A 25086-nucleotide genomic window follows, 5' to 3' on the forward strand; every position below is an offset into this window, starting at 1 on the left:
CGACTGACGTCGCTCCCACCAGGGACAACTGATGGCTTCAGCGCGTGCCGTACAGCACCACGGTCTTGCCGCGCGCATGCAGCGCGCCATCGGCCTGCAGCTTCTTCAGCACGCGGCCGGCCATCTCGCGCGAGCAGCCGACCAGCCGGGCCAGCTCCTGCCGCGATACCCGCAACTGCGTTCCCTGCGGATGGCTCATCGCCTCCGGCTCGCGCGCCAGGTCGTGCAGGGTGCGCACGATGCGGTCGGTGACGTCGAGGAAGGCCAGCCGGCTGGCCTTGCGGCTGGTGTCCAGCAGCCGGCGCGACAGCTGGGCGCCGATCGAGTACAGCAGCTTGGGCGCATCGGCGGCCAGCGAGCCGAGGAACAGCTGCTGCACGCGCTCGTAGCTGATTTCCGCCAGTTCGCACTGGGTGCGGGTGCGCAGGATGACCTCGCGGCGGTCCGACTCGATGAACAGCCCCATCTCGCCGACGAACTCGCCGGCGCCGAAGTAACCCAGCACCAGCTCGCGGTCGTCGTCTTCCTCGGTGATGATGCTGACCGAGCCGCTGACCACGTAGTACAGCGTCCCGGCCGGGTCGCCGGGGCGGAACACGTCGGCACGGGCGGGATAGCGGCGCCGGTGGCTATGGGCCAGGAAGCGCTCTATCGCGGCGGCATCCGGCATCAGCGGGCTGGCGGCGGTGCGTGCCGGAGTGGAATAGGGGAGGCCTGGGTTCATGGTCATCGGGAAGTCCAATTCCTGAAGCTTAGTCTGAACACGTGGCCGACGGCAAACCCCGGCCATGCAAGCCGTGGGCCACTCCGCCGGGGGGCTTGCCGCCAGCCCGCCAGCATGGCTGGCACCGGCCGGCGCGGGACATTTCGTTGTCACGCCGTATGCCGCATAATCGCGCCCCTCTTTCCGCCACCCCCAAGAGGGACTCCCGCCGTGGTCAAACCACTGCCTCGCCTGCGGCTGCAAGGTTTCAACAACCTGACCAAGGCGCTGAGCTTCAACATCTACGATGTCTGCTACGCCGTCTCCGAGGAGGAGCGGCAGCGCTACATCGAGTACATCGACGAGGAATACAACGCCGATCGCCTGACCCAGATCCTCACCGATGTGGCGGAGATTATCGGCGCCAACATCCTCAACATCGCCCGCCAGGACTACGATCCGCAGGGCGCGTCGGTGACGATCCTGATCTCGGAAGAGCCGGTGATCGACAAGAAGGCGGCCGGCAAGGAGCTGATCTCCGACGCCGTGGTGGCGCACATGGACAAGAGCCACATCACCGTCCACACCTACCCGGAGACCCATCCGCAGCACGGCATCGCCACCTTCCGCGCGGACATCGACGTGGCCACCTGCGGCGTGATCTCGCCGCTGAAGGCGCTCAACTACCTGATCGAGAGCCTGGAGTCGGACATCGTCATCATGGACTACCGGGTGCGCGGCTTCACCCGCGACATCAAGGGCAAGAAGCACTACATCGACCACAAGATCAACTCGATCCAGAACTTCCTGGCCAAGAACATCAAGGCCCGCTACGAGATGTTCGACGTCAACGTCTACCAGGAGAACATCTTCCACACCAAGATGCACCTGAAGGACTTCGACCTGGACCAGTACCTGTTCGAGGAGAAGGCCAAGAACCTCTCGTTCAAGGAGCGGATGAAGATCGAGGCGCTGCTCAAGCGCGAGATCGAGGAACTGTTCCACGGCCGCAACCTGGTCGAGTGAGCCGGCGCCGCGCCCGCGGCCGGGTTACATCCGGTTCGGGCAGGCGCGGCTAGACTGGCGCGGCTGAAAACGGCGGGACGGCCCGCATGCGGTGGCTAAAGCGCCGCAAACGTAGACCGACGGCGGTCCGGAGCGAAGGCTCCGGGCCGCTTTTTCTTTCTGCATGACTGGATGACCGGAGAAACCCCATGGCCTGGATCTACCTGCTGCTGGCCGGCCTGTTCGAGATCGGATTCGCGATCGGCCTCAAGTACACCGAGGGCTTCACCCGCCTGTGGCCCAGCCTGGGCACGGCGGCGGCGGCGGCGGTCAGCCTGTGGCTGCTGACCCAGGCGCTGAAGGCGATCCCGGTCGGTACCGCCTACGCGGTGTGGACCGGCATCGGCGCGGTCGGCGTGGCGACCCTGGGCATCGCGCTGTTCGCCGAGAGCGTCACCCCGGCGCGGCTGCTGTGCATCGGCCTGATCGTGGCCGGCGTGATCGGGCTGAAGCTGGCCTCGCCGGCCTGAGCGCGGAATGCCCCGGTGGGAGCGACGTGAGTCGCGAGGGGCTTTCCCATGAATGCCCCCCGCGACTCACGTCGCCCCCACCGGCGAATCAAAGCCGGTAGGCGATCGCCTTCATCAGCTTCGAGGCGCCGGCCATCAGGGCCGGGATCGGCGGCGGCAGCACCCGCGCGCCGGCCTGCCGGGCCTGCTCGGCGTGGCGGGCCTCGTCGGCCTTCATCACCTCGAGGATCCGGCGGCTGCGCAGGTCGCCCGCCGGCAGGGTCTCCAGGTGCTCGTCCAGGTGCGCCTCGACCTGGTGCTCGGTCTCGACCACGAAGCCCAGGCTCCAGCCGTCCCCGCGCAGGCCGGCCAGCGCGCCCAGCGCGTAGCTGCCCGCGTACCAGAGCGGGTTGAACAGGCTGGGGCGGCTGTCCAGTTCGCGCAGGCGATCGGCACACCAGGCGAGGTGGTCGGTCTCCTCCTGCGCCGCTTCGAGCAGGTGGTCGCGGGTGCCGGGGTCGCGGGCCACCGCCGCCTGGCCGAAGTACAGCCCCTGCGCACAGACCTCGCCGACGTGGTTGATCCGCATCAGGCCGGCGGCGTGGCGCTGCTGGTCCTGCTCCAGCGCCATTTCCGGGATGCCGGCGGCCGGGTTGGGGCGGCGCGCCGGCGGGTCGCCGAAGACGGTTTCCAGCGCGCGCTGGGTCTCGACGATGAAGCGGTCGAGCGGGGTATGCAGGCGGGGGGCGGACATGCGGGTGGGCGCTGTGGGCGGGCCTGGACGGGGACGATGGCCCCGATTCTCGCCGCGCGCCGCGGTCCTGCCAAGCCGGCCGGGGGAGGCCGGTGGGGGGCGGGTTTGCATGTGCCGGCGGGCCCGGCTACAATCCCGCTTCTTACGTCCCGCAGTTCACAACGCGTGGCAAAGTTCCGGAGGGCGGTCGCGCCGGAATCCGCCCGACCAATCCAAGAGCTCCTCAATGACTACGTTCACCGCCAAGTCCGAGACCGTCCAGCGCGACTGGTACCTCGTCGACGCCACCGGCAAGACCCTGGGCCGGCTGTCCACCGAACTGGCCCGCCGCCTGCGCGGCAAGCACAAGCCCGTCTATACCCCGCACGTCGATACCGGCGATTACCTGGTGGTGATCAACGCCGAGAAGATCGCCGTCACCGGCAAGAAGCTGCAGGACAAGATGTATCACCGCTTCACCGGCTACATCGGCAACCTCAAGACCGAGAACCTGGCCCAGGCGCTGGAGCGCCACCCCGAGCGCGTGATCGAGATCGCGGTCAAGGGCATGCTGCCGAAGGGCCCGCTGGGCCGCGACATGTATCGCAAGCTCAAGGTCTACGCCGGCCCGAACCATCCGCACGCCGCCCAGCAGCCGCAGGTCCTGGACATCTAATCATGGCTATCACTCAGAACTACGGCACCGGCCGTCGCAAGTCCTCCACCGCCCGCGTGTTCCTGCGCAAGGGCACCGGCAACATCTCGGTCAACGGTCGTCCGCTGGACGAGTTCTTCGGCCGCGAGACCGCGCGCATGATCGTGCGCCAGCCGCTGGAGCTGACCAAGAACACCGAGAGCTTCGACATCGTCGTCACCGCCACCGGCGGCGGCACCACCGGCCAGGCCGGCGCCATCCGCCTGGGCATCGCCCGCGCGCTGGTGGAATACGACGAGACCTTGAAGGGCGAACTGCGCAAGGCCGGGTTCATGACCCGCGACGCGCGCGAGGTCGAGCGCAAGAAGGTCGGTCTGCACAAGGCCCGCCGCGCCACCCAGTTCTCCAAGCGCTGATCGCGCTGGCCCTGCCGGCGGTTCGCGCGCAGACGTGCGAATCGCCCGGCAAAGGCGTTACAATCGCTCCATAGCCCCGTCGCCAAGCGGTAAGGCACCTGACTCTGACTCAGGCATTCGGTGGTTCGAATCCATCCGGGGCTGCCAAATTCGAAGGACCGCAGAAACCCGCCTCGTGCGGGTTTTTGCATTGCCGGGGTCGCATCGCGCATGGTCGCCACTTTCCTGCCGCCTTTCTCACCGCATGGCGAATACCCGGCGCACCTGCGCCAGCGCGGCTACGCGGTGCTGGAGCCGGCCACGGTGGTGGAACTGTGCGGCTTCCCGCTGGCGGCGCTGGACGCGCTCAAGTCCAGTTGGGACGAGCTGCCGCCGGATACCTACCTGAAGGACGGCGGCCGCTACCGTCGCCGCCGCCATTCCTGCTTCGTCGTCGACGACGGCCAGCCCCGCCAGGCGCCGCACCGCGCGCACTGGCAGTCGCTGGACTACAACGCCCTGCACGGCGGCATGCAGCGCTGGTTCGAGCCGATGGACGCGGCCGTCGTCGCCAGCCCGGCCTGGCCCGGCCTGCTGGGCGCGCTGGCGCGCACCGCGACGGCGCTCAAGGGCGCCACGCGCTGGTTCGTCGAGGCGCACCAGTTCCGCATCGACACCACCGACGGCATCGGCCGGCCGACCCCGGAAGGCGCGCATCGCGACGGCGTGGACCTGGTGGCGGTGCTGCTGGTGGACCGGGCCGGCATCAAGGGCGGCGAGACGCGGGTGTTCGCGGCGGCCGGGCCGGACGGCCAGCGCTTCACCCTGACCGCGCCGTGGTCGATGATCCTGCTCGACGACGAGCGCGTCATCCACGAATCGACGCCGATCCAGCCGCTGGGCGAGCGCGGCCACCGCGATACCCTGGTGCTGACCTACCGTGCCGGCGGATTCCAGGGCGAGGGTGGCGACGATGTACCTGCGGCGGGGATGCCGGCATAATCGTTTCAGTTGAAACAATCGCCGGACGGCGAGAACGGGAGTCGGCATGAAACTGGGTTCTTTGAAGGAAGGTGGGCGCGACGGCACGCTGATCGTCGTTTCCCGCGATCTGTCCCGCGCGGTGCGCGCCACCGGCATCGCCGCCACCCTTCAGCAGGCGCTGGAGGACTGGTCCAACGCCGCGCCGCGCTTGAACGCGCTGTACCAGGCGCTCGACGCCGGGCAGGCGGACGGCGAGTTCGACGTCGATTTCAACACCTTGGCCGCGCCGCTGCCGCGCGCCTACGAGTTCGTCGACGGCAGCGCCTACCTGCCGCACGTCGAGCGCGTGCGCCGCGCGCGCGGCGCCGAGGTGCCGGAGAGCTTCTACACCGACCCGCTGATGTACCAGGCCACCAGCGCTGGCTTCTACGGCCCGCGCGATCCGGTCAAGGTGGTCAGCGCAGACTACGGCATCGACCTGGAGGCCGAGATCGTCGTGATCACCGACGACGTGCCGATGGCGGTCACGCCTGGGCAGGCCGCCGGCCACATCCAGCTGATCGGCCTGGTCAACGACGTCTCGCTGCGCAACCTGATCCCGCCGGAACTGGCCAAGGGCTTCGGCTTCCTGCAGTCCAAGCCGCGCTCGGCGCTGTCGCCGGTGTTCGTCACCCCGGACGAGCTGGGCGACGCCTGGCGCGGCAACAAGGTCCACCTGCCGCTGCTCACCCACATCAACGGCAAGTGGTTCGGCGCGCCTGAGGCCGGCGTGGACATGCAGTTCGATTTCGCCCAACTGGTCGCGCACGCGGCCAGGACGCGGCCGCTGTCGGCCGGCACGATCGTCGGCTCGGGCACCATCGCCAACGAGGACACCTCCAGGGGCGCCTCGTGCTTCGCCGAGCAGCGCACGGTGGAAACCCTGCGCGACGGCAAGCCCAGCACCCCGTTCATGGGCTTCGGCGACGTGGTCCGCATCGAAATGCTCGATCGTGACGGCCAAAGCGTTTTCGGTGTGATAGAACAACGCATCGAACAACAACCCTTGCCGTCGCCGGCGCCCCTTGGGGCAGGCCGCGTCCAGGGACGGACAGGAAGGATCGGCAATGGCGGCCAGACCGTGGGGGCGGTGGCATGGGTGAACAACTGAGGCTGTACTCGTACTGGCGTTCGAGTGCGGCCTATCGCGTCCGCATCGGCCTGAACCTGAAGGGGCTGGCCTATGAGACCGTGCCGGTGCACCTGGTCCGCGACGGCGGCCAGCAGCACCGGCCCGAGTACGTGGCCAAGAATCCGCAGCACATGGTGCCGACGCTGCAGCATGGCGCGCGGGTGATCCGGCAGTCGGTCGCCATCCTCGAATACCTGGACGAGGCCTGGCCTTCGCCGCGCCTGCTGCCGATGACCGCGCGCGACCGCGCCCGCGTGCGCGCGCTGGCGCAGATGGTGGCCAGCGACATCCATCCGCTCAACAACCTGCGCGTGCTGCAGTATTTCGAGCACACCTGGAAGGTGCCGCAGAGCGAGCGCGACGACTGGATCCGCCACTGGATCCTCGAGGGCTTCACCGCGATGGAGACGCTGCTGTCGCAGGAGGCCGCCACCGGCACCTACTGCCACGGCAACACCCCCGGGCTGGCCGACTGCTGCCTGGTGCCGCAGGTATTCAACGCGCGCCGCTTCGGCGTGGACCTGAGCGCGTTCCCGACCATCACCCGGATCGAGGAAGCCTGCCTGGCGCTGCCGGCGTTCGAGCGGGCGCGGCCGGAGAACCAGCCGGACGCGCAGCCGGGCTGAAGAACCACGCGTCATCGAGCCAAAGCAGCCGAGCAAGCTCGGCTCTACAGGAAAGCGCGTAGAGCGGAGCTTGCTCCGCTGCCTGGTGTCGCCCGGCCGGAGCGGGTACGACCGGAAGAATCCGCCGGATGCGCAGGCCGGCCGAAGGATCGCCTGTTGTCGGGCAAAAGCAGCCGAGCAAGCTCGGCTCTACAAGAAAGGGCGTAGAGCGGAGCTTGCTCCGCTCCTTGGTGTTGCCGCCGGAGCGGGTACGGCCGGAGAACCCGCCGGACGCGCAGTCCGGCTGAAGGACCACGCGTCATCGAGCCAAAGCAGCCGAGCAAGCTCGGCTCTACAAGGGGCGATGTAGAGCGGAGCTTGCTCCGCTGCCTGGTGTTGCCCGGCCGGAGCGGGTACGGCCGGAAGAACCCGCCGGATGCGCAGGCCGGCTGAAGGATCGCCTGTTGTCGGGCAAAAGCAGCCGAGCAAGCTCGGCTCTACAAGGGGCGATGTAGAGCGGAGCTTGCTCCGCTGCCTGGCTAGCCGAAGCCGTGGGTGATCTGCGACGAACCGCCCGCGCCGCCGCTGTAGTCGGCGTAGGGGTCGTGCTCGCCGCTGGAGCCCTCGGACAGTCGGAACTTCAGCGCCAGGCCGTCGCGCGAGTCGGCCGCGCGCAGCGCCTCCTCCTGCTCGATGCGGCCTTCCTTGACCATCCGGAACAGGCACTGGTCGAACGACTCCATGCCTTCCTCCAGCGAGGCCTCCATCGCCTGCTTGATCTCGTGCACCTGGCCGCGGCGCAGCAGGTCGCGGATCATCGGCGTGTTGATCAACACCTCGGCGGCGGGCAGGCGGCGGCCGTCCACGCCCTTGACCAGGCGCTGCGAGACCACCGCGCGCAGGTTCAGCGCCAGGTTCATCAGCACGTTCTTGTGCGCGCTCTCGGGGAAGAAGTTGAGGATGCGCTCGATGGTCTGGTCGGCGTTGTTGGAGTGCAGCGTCGCCAGGCACAGGTGGCCGGTCTCGGCGAAGGCGATGGCCGCCTCCATCGTGGTGGCGTCGAGGATCTCGCCGATCAGGATGACGTCCGGCGCCTCGCGCATCGCGTTCTTCAGCGCGTTGTGGAAGGCGTGGGTGTCCAGGCCGACCTCGCGCTGGTTGACGATCGACTGCTTGTGCCGGTGCAGGTACTCGATCGGATCCTCGATGGTGAGGATGTGGCCGGTGGTGTTGCTGTTGCGGTAGTCGATCATCGACGCCAGCGAGGTGGACTTGCCCGAGCCGGTGGAGCCGACCAGCAGCACCAGCCCGCGCGGGGTCATGATGATGTCCTTCAGCACCTGCGGCAGGTTCAGCTCCTCGATGGACGGGATCACGCTGCGGATCGCGCGGATCACCATGCCGACCTCGCCGCGCTGCTTGAACACGTTGACGCGGAAGCGCCCGGCGTCGGCCAGCGCGATCGCCATGTTCAGCTCCAGTTCGCGCTCGAACACCGGCACCTGGCCCTCGTCCATCAGCGAATAGGCGATCTTCTTCACCATGCCCGGGGGCAGGCCGGTGTTGCCCAGCGGGTACAGCTTGCCTTCAATCTTGATGTAGACCGGGGCCCCGGTGGTCAGGAACATGTCCGAGGCGTTCTTCTCGGTCATCAGCTTGAGGAAATAGCCGATGTCCATATGTAATCTCCCCACGATGCGCGGCGCGGCGTTGCAACGGCGCCAAAGGCTTCAGACAATGGCCGCGCGTCCCCTGTCCAACACGGCACCCCAATGTTTTCTAGCTTCGCACAAATCCGCAGGCCCCTGCATGTGATGGCGGCCGCATTCGCGCTGATGCTGGCCTTCGGCGTGCAGGCGCAGACGGCCACGACGCCGGAACTCGATGCGGCGCGGGTCGCGGTCCAGCGCGCCGACCAGGCCGACGCCGACCAGTACGCGCCGGAGGCGATCGCGCTGGCGCGGCAGTCCCTGGCCCAGGCGCAGGCCGCGCACAGCCAGCGTGATCGCAGGCTGGCGCTGGACCTGGCGCTGCGGGCGGCGGTGGAGGCCGACCTGGCCCGCGCGCTGAGCCTGGAGGCGGTGGCCAACGCCGAATTGCAGCACCAGCGCGCGCAGGTCGAGGATCTGCAGCGCCGGCTGGGGCAGGAGGAAACGCGATGAGCCTTCGCCCGGGCCGCGGCTGGCTGCTGGCCGGCCTGATGCTGGCCGCTCCGGCCGCCTTCGCCGCCGAGCGTCCCGAGGTCGCCGCGTTGAACCAGCGCCTGCAGGCGCTGGGCGCCGACGCCGAGCTGTCCGAGGCCGCGCCCTTCGAGAAGCTGCAGGCCCAGCAGGCCGTCGAGGCGCTGGCCAAGGCGCGCAGCCGGGATCGCGAGCGCGTGCTGTACCTCGCCGAGCGGCGCGTGCGCATCGCCGAGATCGCCGCGCGCACCCAGCTCGCGCGCCGCGAGGCCGATCGCCTGGATCGGACCCGCAGCCAGTTGCTGGTCGAGGCCAGCCGCCGCGAGGCCGAGCGCGCGCGCCGGGAGGCCGAGCGCCTGCGCATCCAGGCCCAGATCCAGAGCGAGGAGGCCGAGCGCCTGCGCCAGGCGGCCGAGGCCGAGGCGCTGGCCCGCCAGGAGGCCGAGACCGCGCTGACCAGCGTCGCCGGCCAGCAGACCGCCCGGCTCAGCGCCGCGCGCCAGAAGGAGGCGCAACTGGCGCGGCAGGAGGCCGAGCTGATGTCCGGCCACAAGCTGCCGGCCTCGAAGTTCGACAACCGCGGCGAGGTGATGGCGCTGGCCGCCGACAGCTTCGAGGCCGGCAGCGCGCGCTTGTCGGCCGCCGGCAACCAGCGCATCAGCGCGCTGGCGGCCTATCTGCAGGCCATGCCCAGGGCCAGGGCGCGCATCCAGGGGCATGGCGATGCGCAGACCGGCGGCCAGCGGCGCGCCGAGGCCGTGCGCGATGCGCTGGTCGCCGCCGGCGTCCCGAAATCGCGCCTGCAGACGGTCGCCGCCAAGGAAGCCGGCACCCGCGCGCGCGCGGTCGAACTGCTGCTCACTCACTAGAATTTCGTTTGAAATCAGTTTGTTGGGCGTTATGCGGGTTCACCGCGCTTAACCGCGGCCGTCGCATCGGGCACCGGTCCGCGCGAATCGGCCATTTCCTCGACCGGCAGGCTTGCCGGGTCCGTCCGGCAGGAGTAGGGTCATATACCCAGGCGGCCTTCGCTGCCTGGATCACCGGAGACCCGAGTCCGATGACGCCGTTGATCCCTCCCGTGGAGAACCCCGCCGGCAGCAAAGCCAGGGCGGGGGCTTATCGGAAGAAAGACCCCGGCGACATCCGTTTCGAGTACCCGCTCCCAAGCAACGCCCCGTGCCGAAAGGCCGGGGCGTTCGTGTATCTGCTGCAGGAGGAAACACCATGTTCGAAAACCAGCCGCAGGCCGAAATCGAGGCACTGATCAAGGCCGACCCCGAGTTCAAGCAGCTCTACCAGCGCCACCGCGAACTGGACAAGAAGGTCACCGACGCCGAACTGGGCGTGCTGCCCATCGATGGCAACCTGCTGGGCCAGATGAAGCGCGAGAAGCTCGTCGCCAAGCAGCGGCTGCTGCGCATCTACGATTCCAAGCCGCACTAGCATCCCCCGCCCGCCATTTTCCCGTCGCGGGCGGCGATGGTCTCCTCGTCGGCCATCGCCGCCCGCGCCACCCGGTGCGATAATCCCGGCCACTTCAGCTGCCGGTGAGCGCACAGCCAGCATGGCGATCCACAATTCCGTCCTCGAACTGATCGGCCGCACGCCGATCGTCAAAGCCCGGCGCCTGGACACCGGGGTCTGCGAACTGTTCCTCAAGCTCGAAAGCGCCAACCCGGGCGGCTCCATCAAGGACCGCATCGGCCTGTCGATGATCGAGGCCGCCGAGAAGCGCGGCGAGCTCAAGCCCGGCGCGAACCTGGTCGAGGGCACCGCCGGCAACACCGGCATCGGCCTGGCGCTGGTCGCCCAGCAGAAGGGCTACAAGCTGATCCTGGTGGTGCCGGACAAGATGAGCCGGGAGAAGATCTTCAACCTCAAGGCGATGGGCGCCGAGGTCGTGCTGACCCGCTCGGACGTGGCCAAGGGCCACCCGGAGTACTACCAGGACCTGGCCGCGAAAATCGCCGCCGACACCCCCGGCGCGTACTTCGTCAACCAGTTCGGCAACCCGGACAACCCGGCCGCGCACGAGTTCGGCACCGGCCCGGAGATCCTCGAGCAGATGGACGGCAGGCTGGACGCGATCGTGTTCGGCTGCGGCAGTTCCGGCACCATGACCGGCCTGTCGCGCTGCTTTGCCGAGCGCTCGCCGGGCACCGAACTGATCCTCGCCGACCCGGTCGGCTCCATCCTCACCGAGTACATCAACGAGGGCACGCTGAGCGAGAAGTCCGGCAGCTGGCTGGTGGAAGGCATCGGCGAGGATTTCCTGCCGCAGATCGCCGACTTCTCGCGGGTGAAGAAGGCCTATGCCATCAGCGACGGCGAGAGTTTCCACACCGCGCGCGAACTACTGGCGAAAGAGGGCATCCTCGGCGGCTCCTCCACCGGCACGCTGCTGGCGGCCGCGCTGAAGTACTGCCGCGAGCAGACCGCGCCCAGGCGGGTGGTGGTGCTGGTGCCCGACACCGGCAACAAGTACCTGTCGAAGATGTACAACGACTACTGGATGCTGGACAACGGCTTCGTCGAGCGCCCGCAACACGGCGACCTGCGCGATCTGATCCTGCGCCCGTACAGCCAGCGCGACACCGTGGTGGTCGGCCCGCGCGACCTGCTGACTACCGCCTACCAGCGGATGAAGCTGTACGACGTCTCGCAGCTGCCGGTGATGGAAGGCGACCGGCTGGTCGGCATCGTCGACGAGAGCGACGTGCTGCTGCACGTCTACGGCGACGAGGCGCGCTTCCGCGACCCGGTCTCGGTGGCGATGGTCAGCAAGCTGGAAAAGCTGGACGTGAAGTCGCCGATCGAGGCGCTGCTGCCGGTGTTCGACCGCGGCCAGGTCGCCATCGTCACCGATGGCGATGCCTTCCTCGGCCTCATCACCCGCATCGACCTGCTGAACTATCTGCGACGGCGGGCACAGTAGGCCGCGCCGTCACCGTTCCGTTCAGTTGCATCACGTGAAATTGAAGAGCCGGCCAAGACCCAGCGGGTACGATAGGCGGCTTGCATCCGGAGAGCGCATGTCAATCAACAATAACGACGGTCCAGAGCGGGGCATGGGCACCGTGGCGATCCACGGCGGCCAGTCGGTGGACCCGAGCACCGGCGCGGTGATGCCGCCGATCTACGCCACCTCGACCTATGCCCAGAGCAGCCCGGGCGTGCACCAGGGGTTTGAATACTCGCGCACCCACAACCCGACCCGCTTCGCCTACGAGCGCTGCGTGGCCGCGCTGGAAGGCGGCAGCCGCGGCTTCGCCTTCGCCTCGGGCATGGCGGCGACCTCGACCGTGCTGGAGCTGCTGGACAGCGGCAGCCACGTCGTGGCGATGGACGACCTCTACGGCGGCAGCTACCGCCTGTTCGAGCGGGTGCGCCGGCGCAGCGCCGGGCTGGACTTCAGCTTCGTCGACCTGACCGACCTGGGAGCCTTCGAGGCGGCGATCCGTTCCGAGACCCGGATGGTGTGGGTGGAAACCCCGACCAACCCGATGCTGAAGATCGTCGACATCGCCGCGGTCGGCGAAATCGCGCACCGGCAAGGCCTTCTCGTCGTCGTCGACAACACCTTCGCCTCGCCGATCCTGCAGCGCCCGCTGCAACTGGGTGCCGACATCGTCATGCACTCGGCCACCAAGTACCTCAACGGCCATTCCGACATGGTCGGCGGCATGGCCGTGGTCGGCGACGACGCCGGACTGGCCGAGCAGATGGCGTTCCTGCAGAACTCCATCGGCGCGGTGCAGGGGCCGTTCGACAGCTTCCTCGCCCTGCGCGGCCTGAAGACCCTGCACCTGCGCATGAAAGCCCACTGCGAGAACGCGATGGCGCTGGCGCAGTGGCTGCAGGGCCATCCGGCCATCGAGAAGGTGCTCTATCCCGGCCTGGAATCGCATCCCCAGCACGCGCTGGCGGCGCGGCAGATGCACGGCTTCGGCGGCATCGTCTCGATCGTGCTCAAGGGCGGCTTCGAGGCGGCCCGGCGCTTCTGCGAGCGCACCGAGCTGTTCACCCTGGCCGAGTCGCTCGGCGGCGTGGAAAGCCTGGTCAACCATCCGGCGGTGATGACGCATGCGTCGGTGCCGGTGGAGCGGCGGGGGCAACTGGGCATCAGTGAGAGTCTGGTGCGCCTGAGCGTGGGCATCGAGGCATGGGAGGATCTGCGCCGCGACCTGGAAGGCGCATTGGCATGAACCCCCTTCACACGGCGCGGCAGGTATCCGCGCGCCGGTTGCTGAATCCGCTGCTGCCGTACGCGTCGCTCGTCATGCATGGCCGGCTCGCCTTCGATCTGGCGCGCCGCGACGTTTCCGGCCGCTATCGCGGCGCCGTCGGCGGGCAACTGTGGGCGTTCCTGACGCCGCTGCTGATGCTGGCGATCTATTCGTTCGTCTTCGGCTACATCTTCCAGTCCCGCTGGACGTCCGCCGAAACCGGCGACATAAACTTCTCCATCGTCCTGTTCGTCGGGCTCATCTTCGCCAACTTCCTGTCCGAGTGCCTCAATCGGGGGCCCACCCTGGTGGTCTCCAACCCGAACTACGTCAAGAAGGTGGTCTTCCCGCTGGAGATACTGCCCTGGGTCGCCGCCGGCGGCGCGCTGTTCCATGCCGCGATCAGCATCGTCGTGCTGCTGCTCGCGATGATCGTGACGGGCACGCCGATCGCGGCGACGGCGTTCCTGCTTCCGCTGCTGTTCGTCCTGTTCGTGCCGATGGCCGCCGGCTTCATGTGGTTCCTGGCGGCGATGGGAGTTTTCTTCCGCGACCTGCAGCAGTTCGTCACCGTGTTCGCCACCGCGCTGGTGTTCCTGGCGCCCATCTTCTATCCGCGGACGATGCTGCCCGAGCAGTACCGCTGGCTGCTGTCGATCAATCCGCTGACCTTCGTGGTCGAGGCGGGACGCGACCTGGTGCTCTGGAACCGGCTGCCGGACTGGCAGGCGACCTTGGGCTATGCCCTGGCCGCGCTCGTCGTCGCCTGGCTGGGATGGGTGACGTTCCAGCTGACCAGGAGAGGCTTCGCCGATGTCCTCTGATTCCGCAGTGGCCATCCGCGCGCGCGATGTTTCGAAATGCTATGCGATCTTCGATCGCCCGTCCGATCGGCTGAAGCAGATGGCGGCCTCGGCGCTGCATCGCCTCGCCGGCGTTCCGCTGAAGCGCTACCACTCGCAGTTCTGGGCCTTGCGCGGCGTGTCGCTGGAAGTGGGGCGCGGGGAATGCGTGGCCCTGATTGGCCGCAACGGCTCGGGAAAGTCCACCCTGCTCCAGATCATCACCGGCACCGTGTCGCCGACCGCGGGCGAGGTCGAAGTGAGCGGGCGGGTCGCGGCGCTGCTGGAACTGGGTTCGGGCTTCAACCCGGAATTCACCGGCCTTGAGAACGTCTACCTCAACGCCTCGCTGCTGGGCATGCAGCGCAGCGAGGTCGAGGCGCGGCTGGACGACATCCTCTCGTTCGCCGACATCGGCGACTTCATCGGCCAGCCGGTCAAGACCTATTCGAGCGGCATGGTCGTGCGGCTGGCGTTCGCGGTGCAGGCGCAGATCGATCCGGACGTCCTGATCGTCGACGAGGCGCTGGCGGTGGGCGATGCCCGTTTCCAGGCCAAGTGCTTCGCCCGGCTCAAGGCCTTGCGCGAGCGGGGCACCTCCATCCTTCTGGTGACCCACTCGACCGAACAGGTCGTCACCCATTGCGATCGCGCGATCCTGCTCGACCACGGGAACAAGCTCGCCGATGGCGTGCCCCGGCAGATCGTCAACCAGTACCTCGATCTGCTGTATGGGCGCGAGCCGATCGATGCAATGCCCGCCGCCGCCGGCGGCGCGGGCGGACATGCGGTGGCCTTGCCATCGCAACTGCACGATGCCGACCCCGGGTTCTCGTCCAGGCCGGATCCGGCGTTCGAATCGCGGCCGCTGTACAACCCGTACGAGCACCGCTGGGGCGACCGCAGCGCCGAGATCATGGATTTCGCCGTGTTCGCGGGTGCGGATGCCTATCCCCAGAGCGTGCGCGTCCGGAGCATCCTGACCCTCTACGTGCGCTACCGCTTCGTCACCGGCATCATCCGGCCGATCTTCGGAATCAGCCTGAAGACCAAGGAAGGGTTGACCGTCTACGGTACCAACACCGAGATGTCGCGCCTGGAACGATCCTTCTCGACCGAGGCGGGGGGCGGGGTGATCTGCTGCACGTTCGAGGTGAACTGCGCGCCGGGGGATTACTTCATCTCCCTGGGCATCGCCAGCCGCGACATCCGTGGCGAGGTCGTTCCGCATGACCGGCGCTACGATTCGGTGCACATCCGCGTCGATCCCGGCGACGAGTTCCTCGGCATCACCGATCTGCGTGCAGAAATAAGAGTCGTGTAATGGAAGACAGTGCCGCTTTTTCCAGGATGTATGCGCGCAGTCCCGAGACGGGGCTGTGGCTGAAGATGGGCGCGCCCGTGGACTGGGGCTACAGCGATGGCGAGCAGGTCGAGCGCGGCCTGCTCGAGATCCTGCAGGGATGCGCCGATCGCTCGACCCTGTCCGCCGAACTGGCCGGCAAGATCAGCGACTGGCCGACCCGCTACTACTTCAGCGCGCGCCGCGCCAACCTGCTGCGGCCCTTCGCTTCACTGCTGGCAGGGCGCGTGCTGGAAGTCGGGGCGGGCTGCGGCGCGTTGAGCCGCTACCTGGGCGAGACTGCGGCCGAACTGGTGGCGCTCGAGCCCTCGGCGCGGCGCGCGCGCGTGGCCGCCACGCGCTGCCAGGACCTGCGCAACGTCAAGGTGGTCGTGGACGAGCTGGAGTCGTTCCGGCGAACCGGCGGGAAGTTCGACGCAATCACCCTGATCGGCGTGCTCGAGTATGCGTACCGGTTCTGCGACCGCGAAGACGCGCCGATCCACTGGCTGCGCTTGGCGCACGAGATGCTCAATCCGGGTGGCGTGCTGCTGCTCGCCATCGAGAACAAGCTCGGCCTGAAGTATTTCGCCGGCGCGCCGGAGGATCACCTCGGGCGCCCCATGCTGGGCATCGGTGATCTGTACGAGCCATGCGGCCCCCGCACCTACGGGCGTGCCGAGCTGGAAGCCATGCTGCGCGCGGCGGGCTACGGCACGACCGGCTTCGCGCTGCCCTTCCCCGACTACAAACTGCCGACTTCGGTATTGCTGAGCGCGGCAGCGGACGCCATGCCGGGGTTCGACGGAGGCGCCGCGCTGGTCGAGGCGGCGACGATGCGGGACGCGAGTCTCGGCGGATTGCCGCTGTTCCCGATCGATCGCAGCTGGTCGGCGCTGGCGGACAACGGCCTGCTCGTCGACATGGCCAACTCCTTCCTGGTCGTGGCCCATGCCGGCGAGTCCGGGCATGCCTACGGCGAGCAGAACGCGGATTGCTCCGGTTACCACTATTCGGTCGAGCGATTGCCGCAGTTCTGCAAGCAGGCGGCCTTCGTGCGCGGGCGGGACGGCGGCGGGAAGGTGATCCGCAGGATGCTGGCCGCCACGCCGGCCGGCACGGGCGCGGGCGCGGGCGAGTACGCCTGCACGCCTGCGGACGAGGATTACGTGGCGGGCGAAAGCTGGAGCCGGCTGCTCTATCGCGGCCTGCGCCGCGATGGCTGGCGGGCGGAGGAGTTCGCCGACTGGCTGCGCGGCTGGCTGGAGGCGGTCTGTGCGCAGGTCGGCCTGCCCTGGCGTGAACTGCACGAAAGCGGGTATGCGGCGGACAGGCCGTTGCCCGGCGAGTGCCTGGACATGCTTCCGCAGAACCTGATGCGTGATCCGCAGGGGAAGCTGCACTTCTTCGATCACGAATGGAATCGGAATGGCGACCTGCCGCTGGGTTACCTGGTGTTCCGCGGCCTGTTCGAGACGCTGGCGTCCTGTCCTCCGGTCGCACGCCCCTACGATGAAGCCGAACTGTCGTTCATGACCTTCATGGACCGGCTGGCCGGCGCGCTGGGTCCTGGCCTGATCCTCGATGAGCCGCGGCTGTCCGCGTATCTCCAGTACGAACAGGCGTTCCAGCACGCGGTTTCCGTGTCCTCCAGGCAATCGGACATGGCCGAAATCGCCGCGGCCAGCCTGCGGATCGCGCCCTTCGCCAGGGTCGAGGGCAGCGCGGGGCAGGCGGTGGGCGATGCATGGGCGCGGCAGCGCGATCTCGACCGGCTGCGCGAGGTGTACGCGCGCCTGGAGACCGAGCATTCGCGCGTGGCCGCTTGGGCGCATTCGCTGGATGCCGAGGTGGTTGAGCTGAGGCGGGGCGCGGACCTGGGGCGGCGCATCGATGAATTCGGCCGGAGCGTGGAAGAACTCCGCCTGCACCAGGAGCAGCAAGCGGCAGAAGTACGCGAGCGCGCTGATGAGCTGAGGAGCATATTGCTGGAAATTAAGGAAGGCCATCGGATCCAGCGCGAGGAACTGGAAACCTTGCGAGTGGAAGTCGTCGTGCGCGGCGATGCCTACCGCAGCCAGATACGGGAACTGGACGGACAGCTGTCGATCATCCAGCGATCGCTTTCCTGGCGACTTACCAAGCCGTTGCGTTTCATGGGCCGCATCGTTCGCGGCGACTGGGAGACGGCCGCGCAATCGCTGCGCGGGACCGGGCTGGCTTCCCGGCCGTGGCTGGCGCCTTTCGCCCGGCCGGTGAAAGCCTGGCTGCTCAGGCGCGAGCAATCGCAGGCGCCGTTGCCGGTGCCGTTGTCCGGGGACGATCCGGCGGTGACGCTGGACGGACTTCGCGTGCCCGCGTGCGAGGCGCCGCGCGTGTCCATCGTCATCCCGGCCTACGGCAACCTGCGCTACACCGCCGCGTCGGTGCGCTCCATCGTGGAGTCGGCGCCGTCCGTGCCCTACGAGGTCATCGTCGCCGAGGACGCCTCGGGGGATGCCGAGATCGGACGGCTGGCCGGGGTGCCCGGACTGCGCTACCACGAGCACCCGCAGAACCTGGGGTTCCTGCGATCGTGCAACGTGGCGGCGGAACTGGCCAGGGGCGAGTACGTCTGCTTCCTCAACAACGACACCCAGGTGGCGCCCGGCTGGCTGGAGGGCCTGCTCGAGGTGTTCTCGCTGCATGCCGATGCGGGCATGGCCGGTTCGCGCCTGATATATCCCGACGGGCGCCTGCAGGAGGCCGGCGGCATCGTCTGGCGCGACGCGTCCGCCTGGAACTACGGGCGGCTGCAGGATCCGCGCGACCACGAGTTCAACTACGTCCGCCGCGTGGATTACTGCTCCGGCGCGAGCATCCTGCTGCCGACGGCGCTGTTCCGTTCTCTCGGCGGCTTCGACGAGCGCTACTGTCCCGCCTACAACGAGGATTCGGATCTCGCCTTCCGGATCCGCGAGGCCGGCCGGCAGGTCTATTACACGCCCTTCTCGACGGTCATCCATTTCGAGGGCATTTCGCACGGGACCGATACCGGCAGCGGCGTGAAGGCCTACCAAGTGGCCAACCAGCGGAAGTTCCTGGAGCGCTGGTCCGATACGCTCGCCCTGCACTACCCGAATGGGCAGAACGTGTTCCGCGCCCGCGACCGCGCGTGGGACCGGAAGATTGCGCTCATCGTCGACCACTACATTCCGCAGCCGGATCGCGACGCGGGTTCGCGCACGATGGTGGCTTTCATCGATGCGCTGCTGGCGGCCGGCTGGCTGGTCAAGTTCTGGCCCGACAACCTCTGGTTCGATCCGGACTACGGGCCGCCGCTGCAGAAGCGCGGCGTGGAGATCATCCACGGCGAAAAGCGCCTTGGGGGCTTCGCCGATTACCTGCGCGAATGCGGAGCCGAGCTGGACGCGGTGCTCCTGTCCCGCCCGCATGTGTCCTTGCCGTACCTGCAGTCGCTGCGCTCCCTCGCGCCGGAGGTGCGCGTGGCCTACTACGGCCATGACCTGCATTTCCGCCGCCTCGACCGCGAGGCGGAAGTGACCGGCCGCGGCGACCTGCGGGAAGAGGCGCGCCGCCTGGAAGGCCTCGAACGCCAGATCTGGCGGCAGGCGGACGTCGTGCTGTATCCCTCGCAGGAGGAAGCGGACGATGTCGCCGCGCTGGTGCCGGAAGCGAACGTGCGCGCGATATCCCCGTATGCCTTCGACCGGTTCAACGAGGAGGCCGAACCGCAGGGCCGCGCCGACCTGTTGTTCGTCGCCGGCTTCGCCCATCCGCCGAACGCCGATGCGGCGACCTGGCTGGTGGAGGAGATCATGCCGGAAGTATGGAAGCGCCTGCCCGAGGTGCGCGTCGCCCTGGTCGGCGCCAACCCATGCCGCCAGGTCAGGCAACTGGCGGGCGAGCGCGTCGAGGTGACCGGCTACGTGAGCGATGCCGAGCTGGCGCGCCGCTATGGCCGCGCGCGCGTGGCCGTGGTGCCGCTGCGCTACGGGGCCGGCGTGAAGAGCAAGGTGGTGGAAGCGCTGCAGGCGGGCCTGCCGCTGGTGACCACGCCCGTCGGTGCGCAGGGGCTGCCGGGACTGGAGCGCGTCGCCCGCATTTCCGCGATGGCCGAAAGCCTGGCGGCGGACATCGGATCGTTGTTGACCGAGGACGCCGCATGGCTGCAATGCTCGCGCGGCGGCGCTGCGCTGGCGCGATCGCTGTTCTCGCGCGAGGCGTTGTCGAGCCAGTTGGTGCAGTCACTGTCGGGCAACCGGTGAAGGAGGCAGGATGATCGTCAGATCCAGGGCGCCGTTGAGGTTGGGACTGGCCGGGGGCGGCACCGACGTGTCGCCGTTCAGCGACGAGCACGGCGGCTTCGTCATGAACGTCACCATCGACAAGTACGCGTACGCCACCATCGCCGCGTCCGATTCGGGATTGGTGGAGTTCGAGTCGCTCGATTCCCAGTGCCACGAAACGATGGCGCCGGCCGAAGTGACCCTGGCGCCGGGACCGACGCAGCTGATCCGCGGCGTGTACCTGCGCGTGGCCGACCGCCTGCTCGGAGGGCGCCGCCCGCCGGTGCGGATACGCGCGCATTCGGATGCGCCGCCCGGCTCGGGACTCGGCTCCTCCTCGACGATGGTGGTGACGCTGGTGGCCGCCTTCGCCGAGTACTTCAGCCTGGCGCTGGGCGAATACGAGATCGCGCAGCTGGCGTTCGACATCGAGCGCAAGGACCTGGGATTGTCCGGGGGCAAGCAGGACCAGTACGCCGCGGCCTTCGGCGGCTTCAACTTCATGGAGTTCTACGCCAACGATCGCGTCATCGTGAACCCGCTCCGCATCAAGGACTGGATCTGGAACGAACTCGAAGCCGGCCTGGTGCTCTATTTCACCGGCGTGTCGCGCTCCTCGGCGATGATCATCGACGAGCAGGCGCGCAACGTGCGCGAGGGCAAGACGCAGTCCATCGAGGCCATGCACAGGCTCAAGCAAGAGGCGGTGCAGATGAAGGAGGCCCTGCTGCGAGGCGACCTGGCGCGGCTGGCGGACGTCATGCGATCCGGCTGGGAGGCCAAGAAGCAGAGCGCGTCGAGCATCAGCAACCCGATGATCGACGAGATCGAGGCGCTGGCCTTCGCCAACGGCGCCCACGCGGCCAAGGTCTCCGGCGCCGGCGGCGGCGGCTTCATGATGTTCATCTGCGACCCGGGCGACCGGGTTCGGTTGGTGCGTGCGCTCAGCCGTTCCCAGGGCAGCGTCTACGACGCCCACTTCACGCCACATGGCGCTTCCGCCTGGCGGCTTGGCTGAAACGCAGGCCGTGCGGGCGGGAGTTCATGGCCAGGCCGCGCGGATGCCGGAAAACAAGGGCCGGCGACGCCCTGCGCATCGTCGCGCGACAAGGCCGGTATTTGGCCGGATAATGCCGGCAGGCACCTTCCCCATGTCGAACGCATGCCGGCGCGCATCTACGCTCCCGTCGCCGCTGCGGCCGCATCGCACGGGCCCTCCCCGAACAAGAATGCACAGATGAACACGCTCGAACCGCAGCCCATTGCCGACGCGGCTTCCATCCGGACACGTCGCCTCGGCGAAGTCCTCGTCGAGCGGCAGATCGTCTCCAGCGGTGACGTGTCCAAGGCGCTGTCCTTCCAGGAACAGTTCGGTGGCCGCATCGGCAGCATCCTGGTCCGCCTGGGCGCCTTGTCGGAAGAAAACCTCCTGGCCGTGCTCTCGGAGCAGCTCGCCATGCCGCTGCTGGGCGGGGACGAATGGCCCGAGGGCGCGGACGCCGTCCGCGAGCTGCTGGCCGGCTCCCGCTACAGCGTTGGCTGGTGGCTGGACAACGGCGTCGTCGCCTGGGAATCCCCGTCGCGGGACGGCGTCCTGGTGGTTGCGCGGGATCCGCTCGACCCGCTGGTCAACGAGGCATTGGGCGCGGCCTTCGCCGGTCGCCCCTGGTTCTGGCGGCTGGCGCCGTCGCAGGACGTCGAGCGCCTGCTGGAAATGGTCGGCAGCGGCAGGTCCGCGTCGGATTCGCTGCTGGACGACGACGATGTCGGCCACCTCCGCGAACTGGCCGAGGAAGCGCCGGTCATCGAATTGGTCAACAACATCCTCGCCCAGGCGATGGACCAGCGGGCTTCGGACATCCACATCGAGCCGGAGGAACTCGTCTTCCATATCCGCATGCGCATCGACGGCATCCTGCATACGCGCATGACCCTGCCGGCCAGCCGCTACCCGGCGGTGGCGTCCCGGGTCAAGCTCATTTCCGGGATGGACATCGCCGAACGCCGGCTGCCGCAGGACGGCAGGCTCGGCACGCGCGTCAGCGGCCAGGAAGTCGACGTCCGCGCATCCGCGGTCCCCGCCGTGCACGGCGAGTCCATCGTCCTGCGCCTGCTGCCCAAGGAGCGCCAGGATCTCAACCTCGACCGGCTGGGCTTCTCGCCACGGGATATCGGCTTGTTCCGCACCTGGGTGCGCGAGCCCCACGGCATCATCCTGGTCACCGGACCCACCGGTTCGGGCAAGTCGACCACCCTGTACGCGACGCTGGAAGAGATGAACCAGCGCGATCGCAAGATGATCACGGTCGAGGATCCGGTCGAGTACGAAGTCGCCGGGGTCACCCAGATCCAGGCCAACGCCGAGATCGGATACACCTTCGCGCGCGCGCTGCGCGCCATCCTGCGCCAGGACCCCGACGTGATCATGATCGGCGAAATCCGCGATCTGGAAACCGCCGAGATCGCGGTCCAGTCGGCGCTGACCGGCCACCTGGTGCTGTCCACCCTGCATACCAACGACGCGGTCAGCGCGTTCACCCGGCTGATCGACATGGGCGTCGAGCCCTTCCTCGTGGCGACGAGCGTGCGGGCGGTACAGGCCCAGCGCCTGGTCAGGCGCATATGCGCGCATTGCAGCGAGCCGACCGAGGTGCTGCCTTCCGTGGAGCGCATCGTGCAGCCGCACGTCGAATCCGCAACACCGGCGAACTGGCGGCGGGCGGTGGGTTGCCCGCGCTGCCAGGGGACGGGCTACCGGGGCCGGCTGGGCATCTACGAACTGGTCGACGTTACCCCGGAAATGCAGGAACTGATCCTTTCCTCCGCCACCGCCGAGAAGATGGGCGCGCTGGCCATCGCGCAGGGTGGCAGGAACCTGCGCGAGGACGGGCTGCTCAAGGCCAGGGCCGGGTTGACGACCGTCGAGGAAGTGGTGCGGGTCACCGGCGGGGTCGGCGCCGATGGCTGAGCCGACGGCTTTCCGCTACGAAGCGATCGACCGTTCCGGCAACAAGGTCTCCGGGACAATCGACGCCGCCTCGGATGGCGATGCGTCGCGGCTGCTCGCCCAGCAGGGCATGACGCCGTACGTGCTGAAGGCGGCGCGCGGCGCCTGGACCGGCCCGCGGCGACGCACCGCCTCCTCGCGCGAACTGCAACTGGTGTTGCACGAGTTCACCACCCTGCTGGAGGCCGGTGTCGGCCTGGTCACCTCGCTGTCCTCGCTGGCCAAGTCCAGCCACCACCCGGCGCTGACCGGCGCCTTCGCCGGCATGGAGCGCTCGGTGCGTCGCGGCGAAAGCTTCAGCACCGCGCTGCGGGAGTCGAAGCTGCCGGTGCCCGAGTACTTCCACCAGCTGGTGCATGCGGGCGAGGCGACCGGTCGCCTCGCCGAGTCGATCCGCGGCGGCGTGGACCAGTACGAATACGACCAGCGCGTCCGCCAGGAAATGACCGGCGCGATGATCTACCCGGCCGTGCTGGTCGCCTCGGGCATCACCGCCGTCGGCATCATCTTCATGTGGGTGGTGCCGCGTTTCGGCGGCCTGCTGACCCAGCATGGCGAATCCATGCCCGCGCTGTCGCGCTGGACGATCGCCACCGGCGTATGGCTCAGCAACCATGCCTGGATGGTCCTGGCGGCGGTGGTGGCGCTGGCGGTGCTGGCGCGCGCCCTTTTCAAATCGCCCGGCTTCACCGGACGGCTTGCCGAGCGCGTGGCGCGGCTGCCGGTGATCGGCGACTGGTTGATCGAGGCCGAGGTCGGACGCTGGGCCAGCACGCTTTCCGCCCTGCTGGCCGGGCGCGTGGAACTGATACGGGCGCTGGGGCTTTCCGCGTCCGCGGTGCGGATGGCCTTCCTGCGCAACCGCCTGGGTTCGGTGGCCAAGTCGGTCAAGGCCGGCACGACGCTGTCGGCCGCGCTGCGCGAACATCGCGCCCTCAATCCCACCGGCTACGACCTGGTCGCGGTCGGCGAGGCCAGCGGCGAGTTGCCCAAGCTGCTCGCGGCGCTGGCCAGGCTGTACGAGACGATGGGCCGGGACCGGATGAAGCGCGCGCTACAATTGATCGAGCCGTTGGCGATCATCATCATCGGCGTGGTGGTCGGCACCATCATGACCGCGATCATCCTCGCCATCACCAGCGTCAACGACGTTCCCCTCTAGAACCGCAATGCACGGAGTTTCCATGCGCGTCCCCTCCAAGCCCGCAGGCTTCACCCTGCTCGAAATGCTGGTCGTCCTGGTCATCATCGGCCTGATCGCCAGCCTGGTGGGACCGCGGCTGTTCAGCCGCGTCGACAGTTCCAAGATCCAGGTGGCCGAAACCCAGGTCAGGCTGCTGCGCGGCGCGGTCGAGACCTTCCGCCTCGAAGTCGGGCGCATCCCCACGGCGGAAGAGGGGTTGGCGGTGCTGTACAGCGCACCGGCCGACGAGCGCGCCCGCGCGCGCTGGCGCGGTCCCTACCTGGACGAGGCGGTGCCGGCCGATCCGTGGGGCAATCCCTACCGCTACTCGGTGCCTGGCCGCGACGGATTGCCGTTCGCGATCTATTCCCTGGGCGCGGACGGCCAGGTGGGCGGAGAGGGCAATGATGCGGACATCGGATTCCTGCCTCCGCAGTAACGCGGGGGCCGATCGCCCGCCGGAAGGTTTCTCGCTGCTGGAAATGCTGGTGGTGCTGTTGCTGGTATCGGTCATGGCCGCGCTGATCGCGCCACGCCTGGCCACCATGGTGCAGGCCATCGCCGGCAGCGGGGATCGCGCCGAAGCGGCGCGCCAGATCGAGCGCCTGCCCCTGCTCGCGCGCGCCGGCGGCCACCCGTTCATCATCGAGGCCGGGGAACCGGTGGTCGCGGAGGGCATGCAGATGCCGCAGGGCTGGAAGGTGACCGCCTCGACCCGCGTAGTGATCCAGGCCAGTGGCGTGTGCATGCCCGCCAAGGTGCGCGTGGAAGGTGGCGGCGTGGTGGAGGAATGGGCGCTGGCCGCGCCGGACTGCGGGGTCACCGATGAAGGGTAGGCGCGATCAGTGCGGTTTCTCGCTGCTGGAGGCCATCGTCGCGCTGACGATCCTGGCAACGGCCGGCCTGGCCCTGTTCGCCGCGATGAACCAGTCGGTGCAGATGGCCAGCCGTGCCGAGAACGCGCGCCTGGCCGACTCAGCGCTGCGCAACGCGATGGCCTGGCTGGAAACGGTCAATCCCGCGGAGACGCCGCAGGGCGAGCAGCAACTGGGCGAGGCGCGCCTGCGCTGGCATGCCGAACTGGTCGAGCCGGCGCGCGATGCGATGACCGGATACATGCAGGCCGGCCTGTTCCAGGTCGGCCTGTACGATGTGACGCTGGAGGTGAGCCAGTCCGGAAGGCCCTTGGCCGAAGTGGTGGTGCGCCGTGTCGGCTACCGGCAGGTACGCGAGCCCGAACGGTTGTGAGCCGCC

23 protein-coding genes, 1 tRNA gene and 1 pseudogene are annotated in these 25086 nt (G+C 68.4%); 22 read left to right on the forward strand and 3 right to left on the reverse strand.

What is annotated here, in order from left to right; all coding sequences use genetic code 11:
- Positions 1-37 precede the first annotated feature (37 nt).
- Positions 38-730: a cAMP-activated global transcriptional regulator CRP gene (gene crp / locus AAG688_RS04145; RefSeq protein ID WP_411834091.1), complete on the reverse strand. Its 693-nt coding sequence runs from the start codon at positions 728-730 to the stop codon at positions 38-40.
- Positions 731-934: 204 nt separating this feature from the next.
- Between crp and speD the strand changes: the two genes are divergently transcribed.
- Both speD and sugE read left to right on the forward strand, forming a co-directional pair.
- The gene (gene speD, locus AAG688_RS04150; RefSeq protein ID WP_411834092.1) at positions 935-1729 is read left to right on the forward strand and encodes an adenosylmethionine decarboxylase; all 795 of its coding nucleotides are present in this window, start codon (positions 935-937) and stop codon (positions 1727-1729) included.
- Between the two features lie 188 nt (positions 1730-1917).
- Positions 1918-2238 (forward strand): quaternary ammonium compound efflux SMR transporter SugE, encoded by a 321-nt coding sequence (gene sugE, locus AAG688_RS04155; protein ID WP_411834093.1) that lies wholly within the window; start codon positions 1918-1920, stop codon positions 2236-2238.
- Positions 2239-2326: 88 nt separating this feature from the next.
- On the opposite strand, the gene coq7 is transcribed toward sugE, so the two are convergent.
- Entirely contained in the window at positions 2327-2971 is a 645-nt protein-coding gene (gene coq7 / locus AAG688_RS04160; RefSeq protein WP_411834094.1) for a 2-polyprenyl-3-methyl-6-methoxy-1,4-benzoquinone monooxygenase, read from the reverse strand.
- A gap of 226 nt (positions 2972-3197) precedes the next feature.
- On the opposite strand from coq7, the gene rplM reads away from it, so the two are divergent.
- The 6 genes and pseudogenes from rplM to maiA all read left to right on the forward strand — a co-directional run bounded on the left by rplM (position 3198) and on the right by maiA (position 6781).
- Entirely contained in the window at positions 3198-3626 is a 429-nt protein-coding gene (rplM, locus tag AAG688_RS04165; protein ID WP_411834096.1) for a 50S ribosomal protein L13, read from the forward strand.
- Between the two features lie 2 nt (positions 3627-3628).
- A complete protein-coding gene (gene rpsI, locus AAG688_RS04170; RefSeq protein ID WP_411834097.1) occupies positions 3629-4021 on the forward strand; it encodes a 30S ribosomal protein S9 in 393 nt (130 codons plus the stop codon).
- A 72-nt stretch (positions 4022-4093) separates the two neighbouring features.
- Positions 4094-4168, forward strand: a tRNA-Gln gene (locus AAG688_RS04175).
- A 63-nt stretch (positions 4169-4231) separates the two neighbouring features.
- Positions 4232-5002: a 2OG-Fe dioxygenase family protein gene (locus AAG688_RS04180; protein ID WP_411834098.1), complete on the forward strand. Its 771-nt coding sequence runs from the start codon at positions 4232-4234 to the stop codon at positions 5000-5002.
- A 46-nt stretch (positions 5003-5048) separates the two neighbouring features.
- Positions 5049-6035, forward strand: a pseudogene (locus tag AAG688_RS04185) (fumarylacetoacetate hydrolase family protein); the annotation flags it as partial.
- A gap of 83 nt (positions 6036-6118) precedes the next feature.
- A complete protein-coding gene (gene maiA / locus AAG688_RS04190) occupies positions 6119-6781 on the forward strand; it encodes a maleylacetoacetate isomerase (protein ID WP_411834100.1) in 663 nt (220 codons plus the stop codon).
- 518 nt (positions 6782-7299) lie between these two features.
- Here maiA and AAG688_RS04195 read toward each other — a convergent pair.
- Entirely contained in the window at positions 7300-8439 is a 1140-nt protein-coding gene (locus AAG688_RS04195; protein ID WP_411834101.1) for a PilT/PilU family type 4a pilus ATPase, read from the reverse strand.
- A 93-nt stretch (positions 8440-8532) separates the two neighbouring features.
- On the opposite strand from AAG688_RS04195, the gene AAG688_RS04200 reads away from it, so the two are divergent.
- The 14 genes from AAG688_RS04200 to AAG688_RS04265 all read left to right on the forward strand — a co-directional run bounded on the left by AAG688_RS04200 (position 8533) and on the right by AAG688_RS04265 (position 25080).
- Positions 8533-8922 (forward strand): DUF4398 domain-containing protein, encoded by a 390-nt coding sequence (locus AAG688_RS04200; RefSeq protein ID WP_411834102.1) that lies wholly within the window; start codon positions 8533-8535, stop codon positions 8920-8922.
- Positions 8919-9809: an OmpA family protein gene (locus tag AAG688_RS04205; RefSeq protein WP_411834104.1), complete on the forward strand. Its 891-nt coding sequence runs from the start codon at positions 8919-8921 to the stop codon at positions 9807-9809. Before AAG688_RS04200 ends, AAG688_RS04205 begins: the two co-directional genes overlap by 4 nt.
- Before the next feature lie 358 nt (positions 9810-10167).
- Positions 10168-10386 carry a YdcH family protein gene (locus AAG688_RS04210; protein WP_411834105.1) on the forward strand — a complete coding sequence of 73 codons (219 nt, stop codon included), beginning with the start codon at positions 10168-10170 and terminating at the stop codon, positions 10384-10386.
- 121 nt (positions 10387-10507) lie between these two features.
- On the forward strand, positions 10508-11878 hold the full coding sequence (locus AAG688_RS04215) for a pyridoxal-phosphate dependent enzyme (protein ID WP_411834106.1): 1371 nt from the start codon (positions 10508-10510) through the stop codon (positions 11876-11878).
- Between the two features lie 97 nt (positions 11879-11975).
- On the forward strand, positions 11976-13148 hold the full coding sequence (locus tag AAG688_RS04220; protein ID WP_411834107.1) for a cystathionine gamma-synthase: 1173 nt from the start codon (positions 11976-11978) through the stop codon (positions 13146-13148).
- A complete protein-coding gene (locus tag AAG688_RS04225) occupies positions 13145-13993 on the forward strand; it encodes an ABC transporter permease (RefSeq protein ID WP_411834108.1) in 849 nt (282 codons plus the stop codon). Before AAG688_RS04220 ends, AAG688_RS04225 begins: the two co-directional genes overlap by 4 nt.
- Positions 13983-15335 (forward strand): ABC transporter ATP-binding protein, encoded by a 1353-nt coding sequence (locus AAG688_RS04230; RefSeq protein ID WP_411834109.1) that lies wholly within the window; start codon positions 13983-13985, stop codon positions 15333-15335. The genes AAG688_RS04225 and AAG688_RS04230 overlap by 11 nt, the downstream gene beginning before the upstream one ends.
- Positions 15335-19621 (forward strand): glycosyltransferase, encoded by a 4287-nt coding sequence (locus AAG688_RS04235; RefSeq protein ID WP_411834110.1) that lies wholly within the window; start codon positions 15335-15337, stop codon positions 19619-19621. The genes AAG688_RS04230 and AAG688_RS04235 overlap by 1 nt, the downstream gene beginning before the upstream one ends.
- Positions 19622-19631: 10 nt before the next feature.
- Positions 19632-20660, forward strand: a complete 1029-nt coding sequence (locus AAG688_RS04240) for a dehydrogenase (protein WP_411834111.1) — start codon at positions 19632-19634, stop codon at positions 20658-20660.
- A 219-nt stretch (positions 20661-20879) separates the two neighbouring features.
- Positions 20880-22610, forward strand: a complete 1731-nt coding sequence (locus AAG688_RS04245) for a GspE/PulE family protein (RefSeq protein WP_411834112.1) — start codon at positions 20880-20882, stop codon at positions 22608-22610.
- Positions 22603-23811 carry a type II secretion system F family protein gene (locus AAG688_RS04250; RefSeq protein WP_411834113.1) on the forward strand — a complete coding sequence of 403 codons (1209 nt, stop codon included), beginning with the start codon at positions 22603-22605 and terminating at the stop codon, positions 23809-23811. The genes AAG688_RS04245 and AAG688_RS04250 overlap by 8 nt, the downstream gene beginning before the upstream one ends.
- A gap of 22 nt (positions 23812-23833) precedes the next feature.
- Positions 23834-24271 (forward strand): type II secretion system major pseudopilin GspG, encoded by a 438-nt coding sequence (gene gspG, locus AAG688_RS04255; RefSeq protein WP_411834114.1) that lies wholly within the window; start codon positions 23834-23836, stop codon positions 24269-24271.
- Positions 24237-24668: a prepilin-type N-terminal cleavage/methylation domain-containing protein gene (locus tag AAG688_RS04260; protein WP_411834115.1), complete on the forward strand. Its 432-nt coding sequence runs from the start codon at positions 24237-24239 to the stop codon at positions 24666-24668. Before gspG ends, AAG688_RS04260 begins: the two co-directional genes overlap by 35 nt.
- Positions 24658-25080 (forward strand): type II secretion system protein J, encoded by a 423-nt coding sequence (locus AAG688_RS04265; RefSeq protein ID WP_411834116.1) that lies wholly within the window; start codon positions 24658-24660, stop codon positions 25078-25080. The genes AAG688_RS04260 and AAG688_RS04265 overlap by 11 nt, the downstream gene beginning before the upstream one ends.
- The last annotated feature ends 6 nt before the right edge of the window (positions 25081-25086 follow it).

Origin of the sequence: Pseudoxanthomonas mexicana, assembly GCF_046736355.1 — a bacterium.
Lineage (GTDB): Bacteria > Pseudomonadota > Gammaproteobacteria > Xanthomonadales > Xanthomonadaceae > Pseudoxanthomonas_A > Pseudoxanthomonas_A mexicana_B.

Bases quoted from the DNA above. Each gene is read 5' to 3' on its own strand.
- AAG688_RS04240 (WP_411834111.1), top strand. From the start codon at position 19,632: ATGATCGTCAGATCCAGGGCGCCGTTGAGGTTGGGACTGGCCGGGGGC.
- AAG688_RS04225 (WP_411834108.1), top strand. From the start codon at position 13,145: ATGAACCCCCTTCACACGGCGCGGCAGGTATCCGCGCGCCGGTTGCTG.
- AAG688_RS04215 (WP_411834106.1), top strand. From the start codon at position 10,508: ATGGCGATCCACAATTCCGTCCTCGAACTGATCGGCCGCACGCCGATC.
- AAG688_RS04260 (WP_411834115.1), top strand. From the start codon at position 24,237: ATGATGCGGACATCGGATTCCTGCCTCCGCAGTAACGCGGGGGCCGAT.
- crp (WP_411834091.1), bottom strand. From the start codon at position 730: ATGACCATGAACCCAGGCCTCCCCTATTCCACTCCGGCACGCACCGCC.
- AAG688_RS04200 (WP_411834102.1), top strand. From the start codon at position 8,533: ATGTTTTCTAGCTTCGCACAAATCCGCAGGCCCCTGCATGTGATGGCG.
- maiA (WP_411834100.1), top strand. From the start codon at position 6,119: ATGGGTGAACAACTGAGGCTGTACTCGTACTGGCGTTCGAGTGCGGCC.
- AAG688_RS04195 (WP_411834101.1), bottom strand. From the start codon at position 8,439: ATGGACATCGGCTATTTCCTCAAGCTGATGACCGAGAAGAACGCCTCG.
- AAG688_RS04250 (WP_411834113.1), top strand. From the start codon at position 22,603: ATGGCTGAGCCGACGGCTTTCCGCTACGAAGCGATCGACCGTTCCGGC.
- rplM (WP_411834096.1), top strand. From the start codon at position 3,198: ATGACTACGTTCACCGCCAAGTCCGAGACCGTCCAGCGCGACTGGTAC.
- AAG688_RS04245 (WP_411834112.1), top strand. From the start codon at position 20,880: ATGAACACGCTCGAACCGCAGCCCATTGCCGACGCGGCTTCCATCCGG.
- rpsI (WP_411834097.1), top strand. From the start codon at position 3,629: ATGGCTATCACTCAGAACTACGGCACCGGCCGTCGCAAGTCCTCCACC.
- sugE (WP_411834093.1), top strand. From the start codon at position 1,918: ATGGCCTGGATCTACCTGCTGCTGGCCGGCCTGTTCGAGATCGGATTC.
- AAG688_RS04205 (WP_411834104.1), top strand. From the start codon at position 8,919: ATGAGCCTTCGCCCGGGCCGCGGCTGGCTGCTGGCCGGCCTGATGCTG.
- coq7 (WP_411834094.1), bottom strand. From the start codon at position 2,971: ATGTCCGCCCCCCGCCTGCATACCCCGCTCGACCGCTTCATCGTCGAG.
- AAG688_RS04230 (WP_411834109.1), top strand. From the start codon at position 13,983: ATGTCCTCTGATTCCGCAGTGGCCATCCGCGCGCGCGATGTTTCGAAA.
- AAG688_RS04220 (WP_411834107.1), top strand. From the start codon at position 11,976: ATGTCAATCAACAATAACGACGGTCCAGAGCGGGGCATGGGCACCGTG.
- AAG688_RS04210 (WP_411834105.1), top strand. From the start codon at position 10,168: ATGTTCGAAAACCAGCCGCAGGCCGAAATCGAGGCACTGATCAAGGCC.
- AAG688_RS04265 (WP_411834116.1), top strand. From the start codon at position 24,658: ATGAAGGGTAGGCGCGATCAGTGCGGTTTCTCGCTGCTGGAGGCCATC.
- AAG688_RS04235 (WP_411834110.1), top strand. From the start codon at position 15,335: ATGGAAGACAGTGCCGCTTTTTCCAGGATGTATGCGCGCAGTCCCGAG.
- AAG688_RS04180 (WP_411834098.1), top strand. From the start codon at position 4,232: ATGGTCGCCACTTTCCTGCCGCCTTTCTCACCGCATGGCGAATACCCG.
- gspG (WP_411834114.1), top strand. From the start codon at position 23,834: ATGCGCGTCCCCTCCAAGCCCGCAGGCTTCACCCTGCTCGAAATGCTG.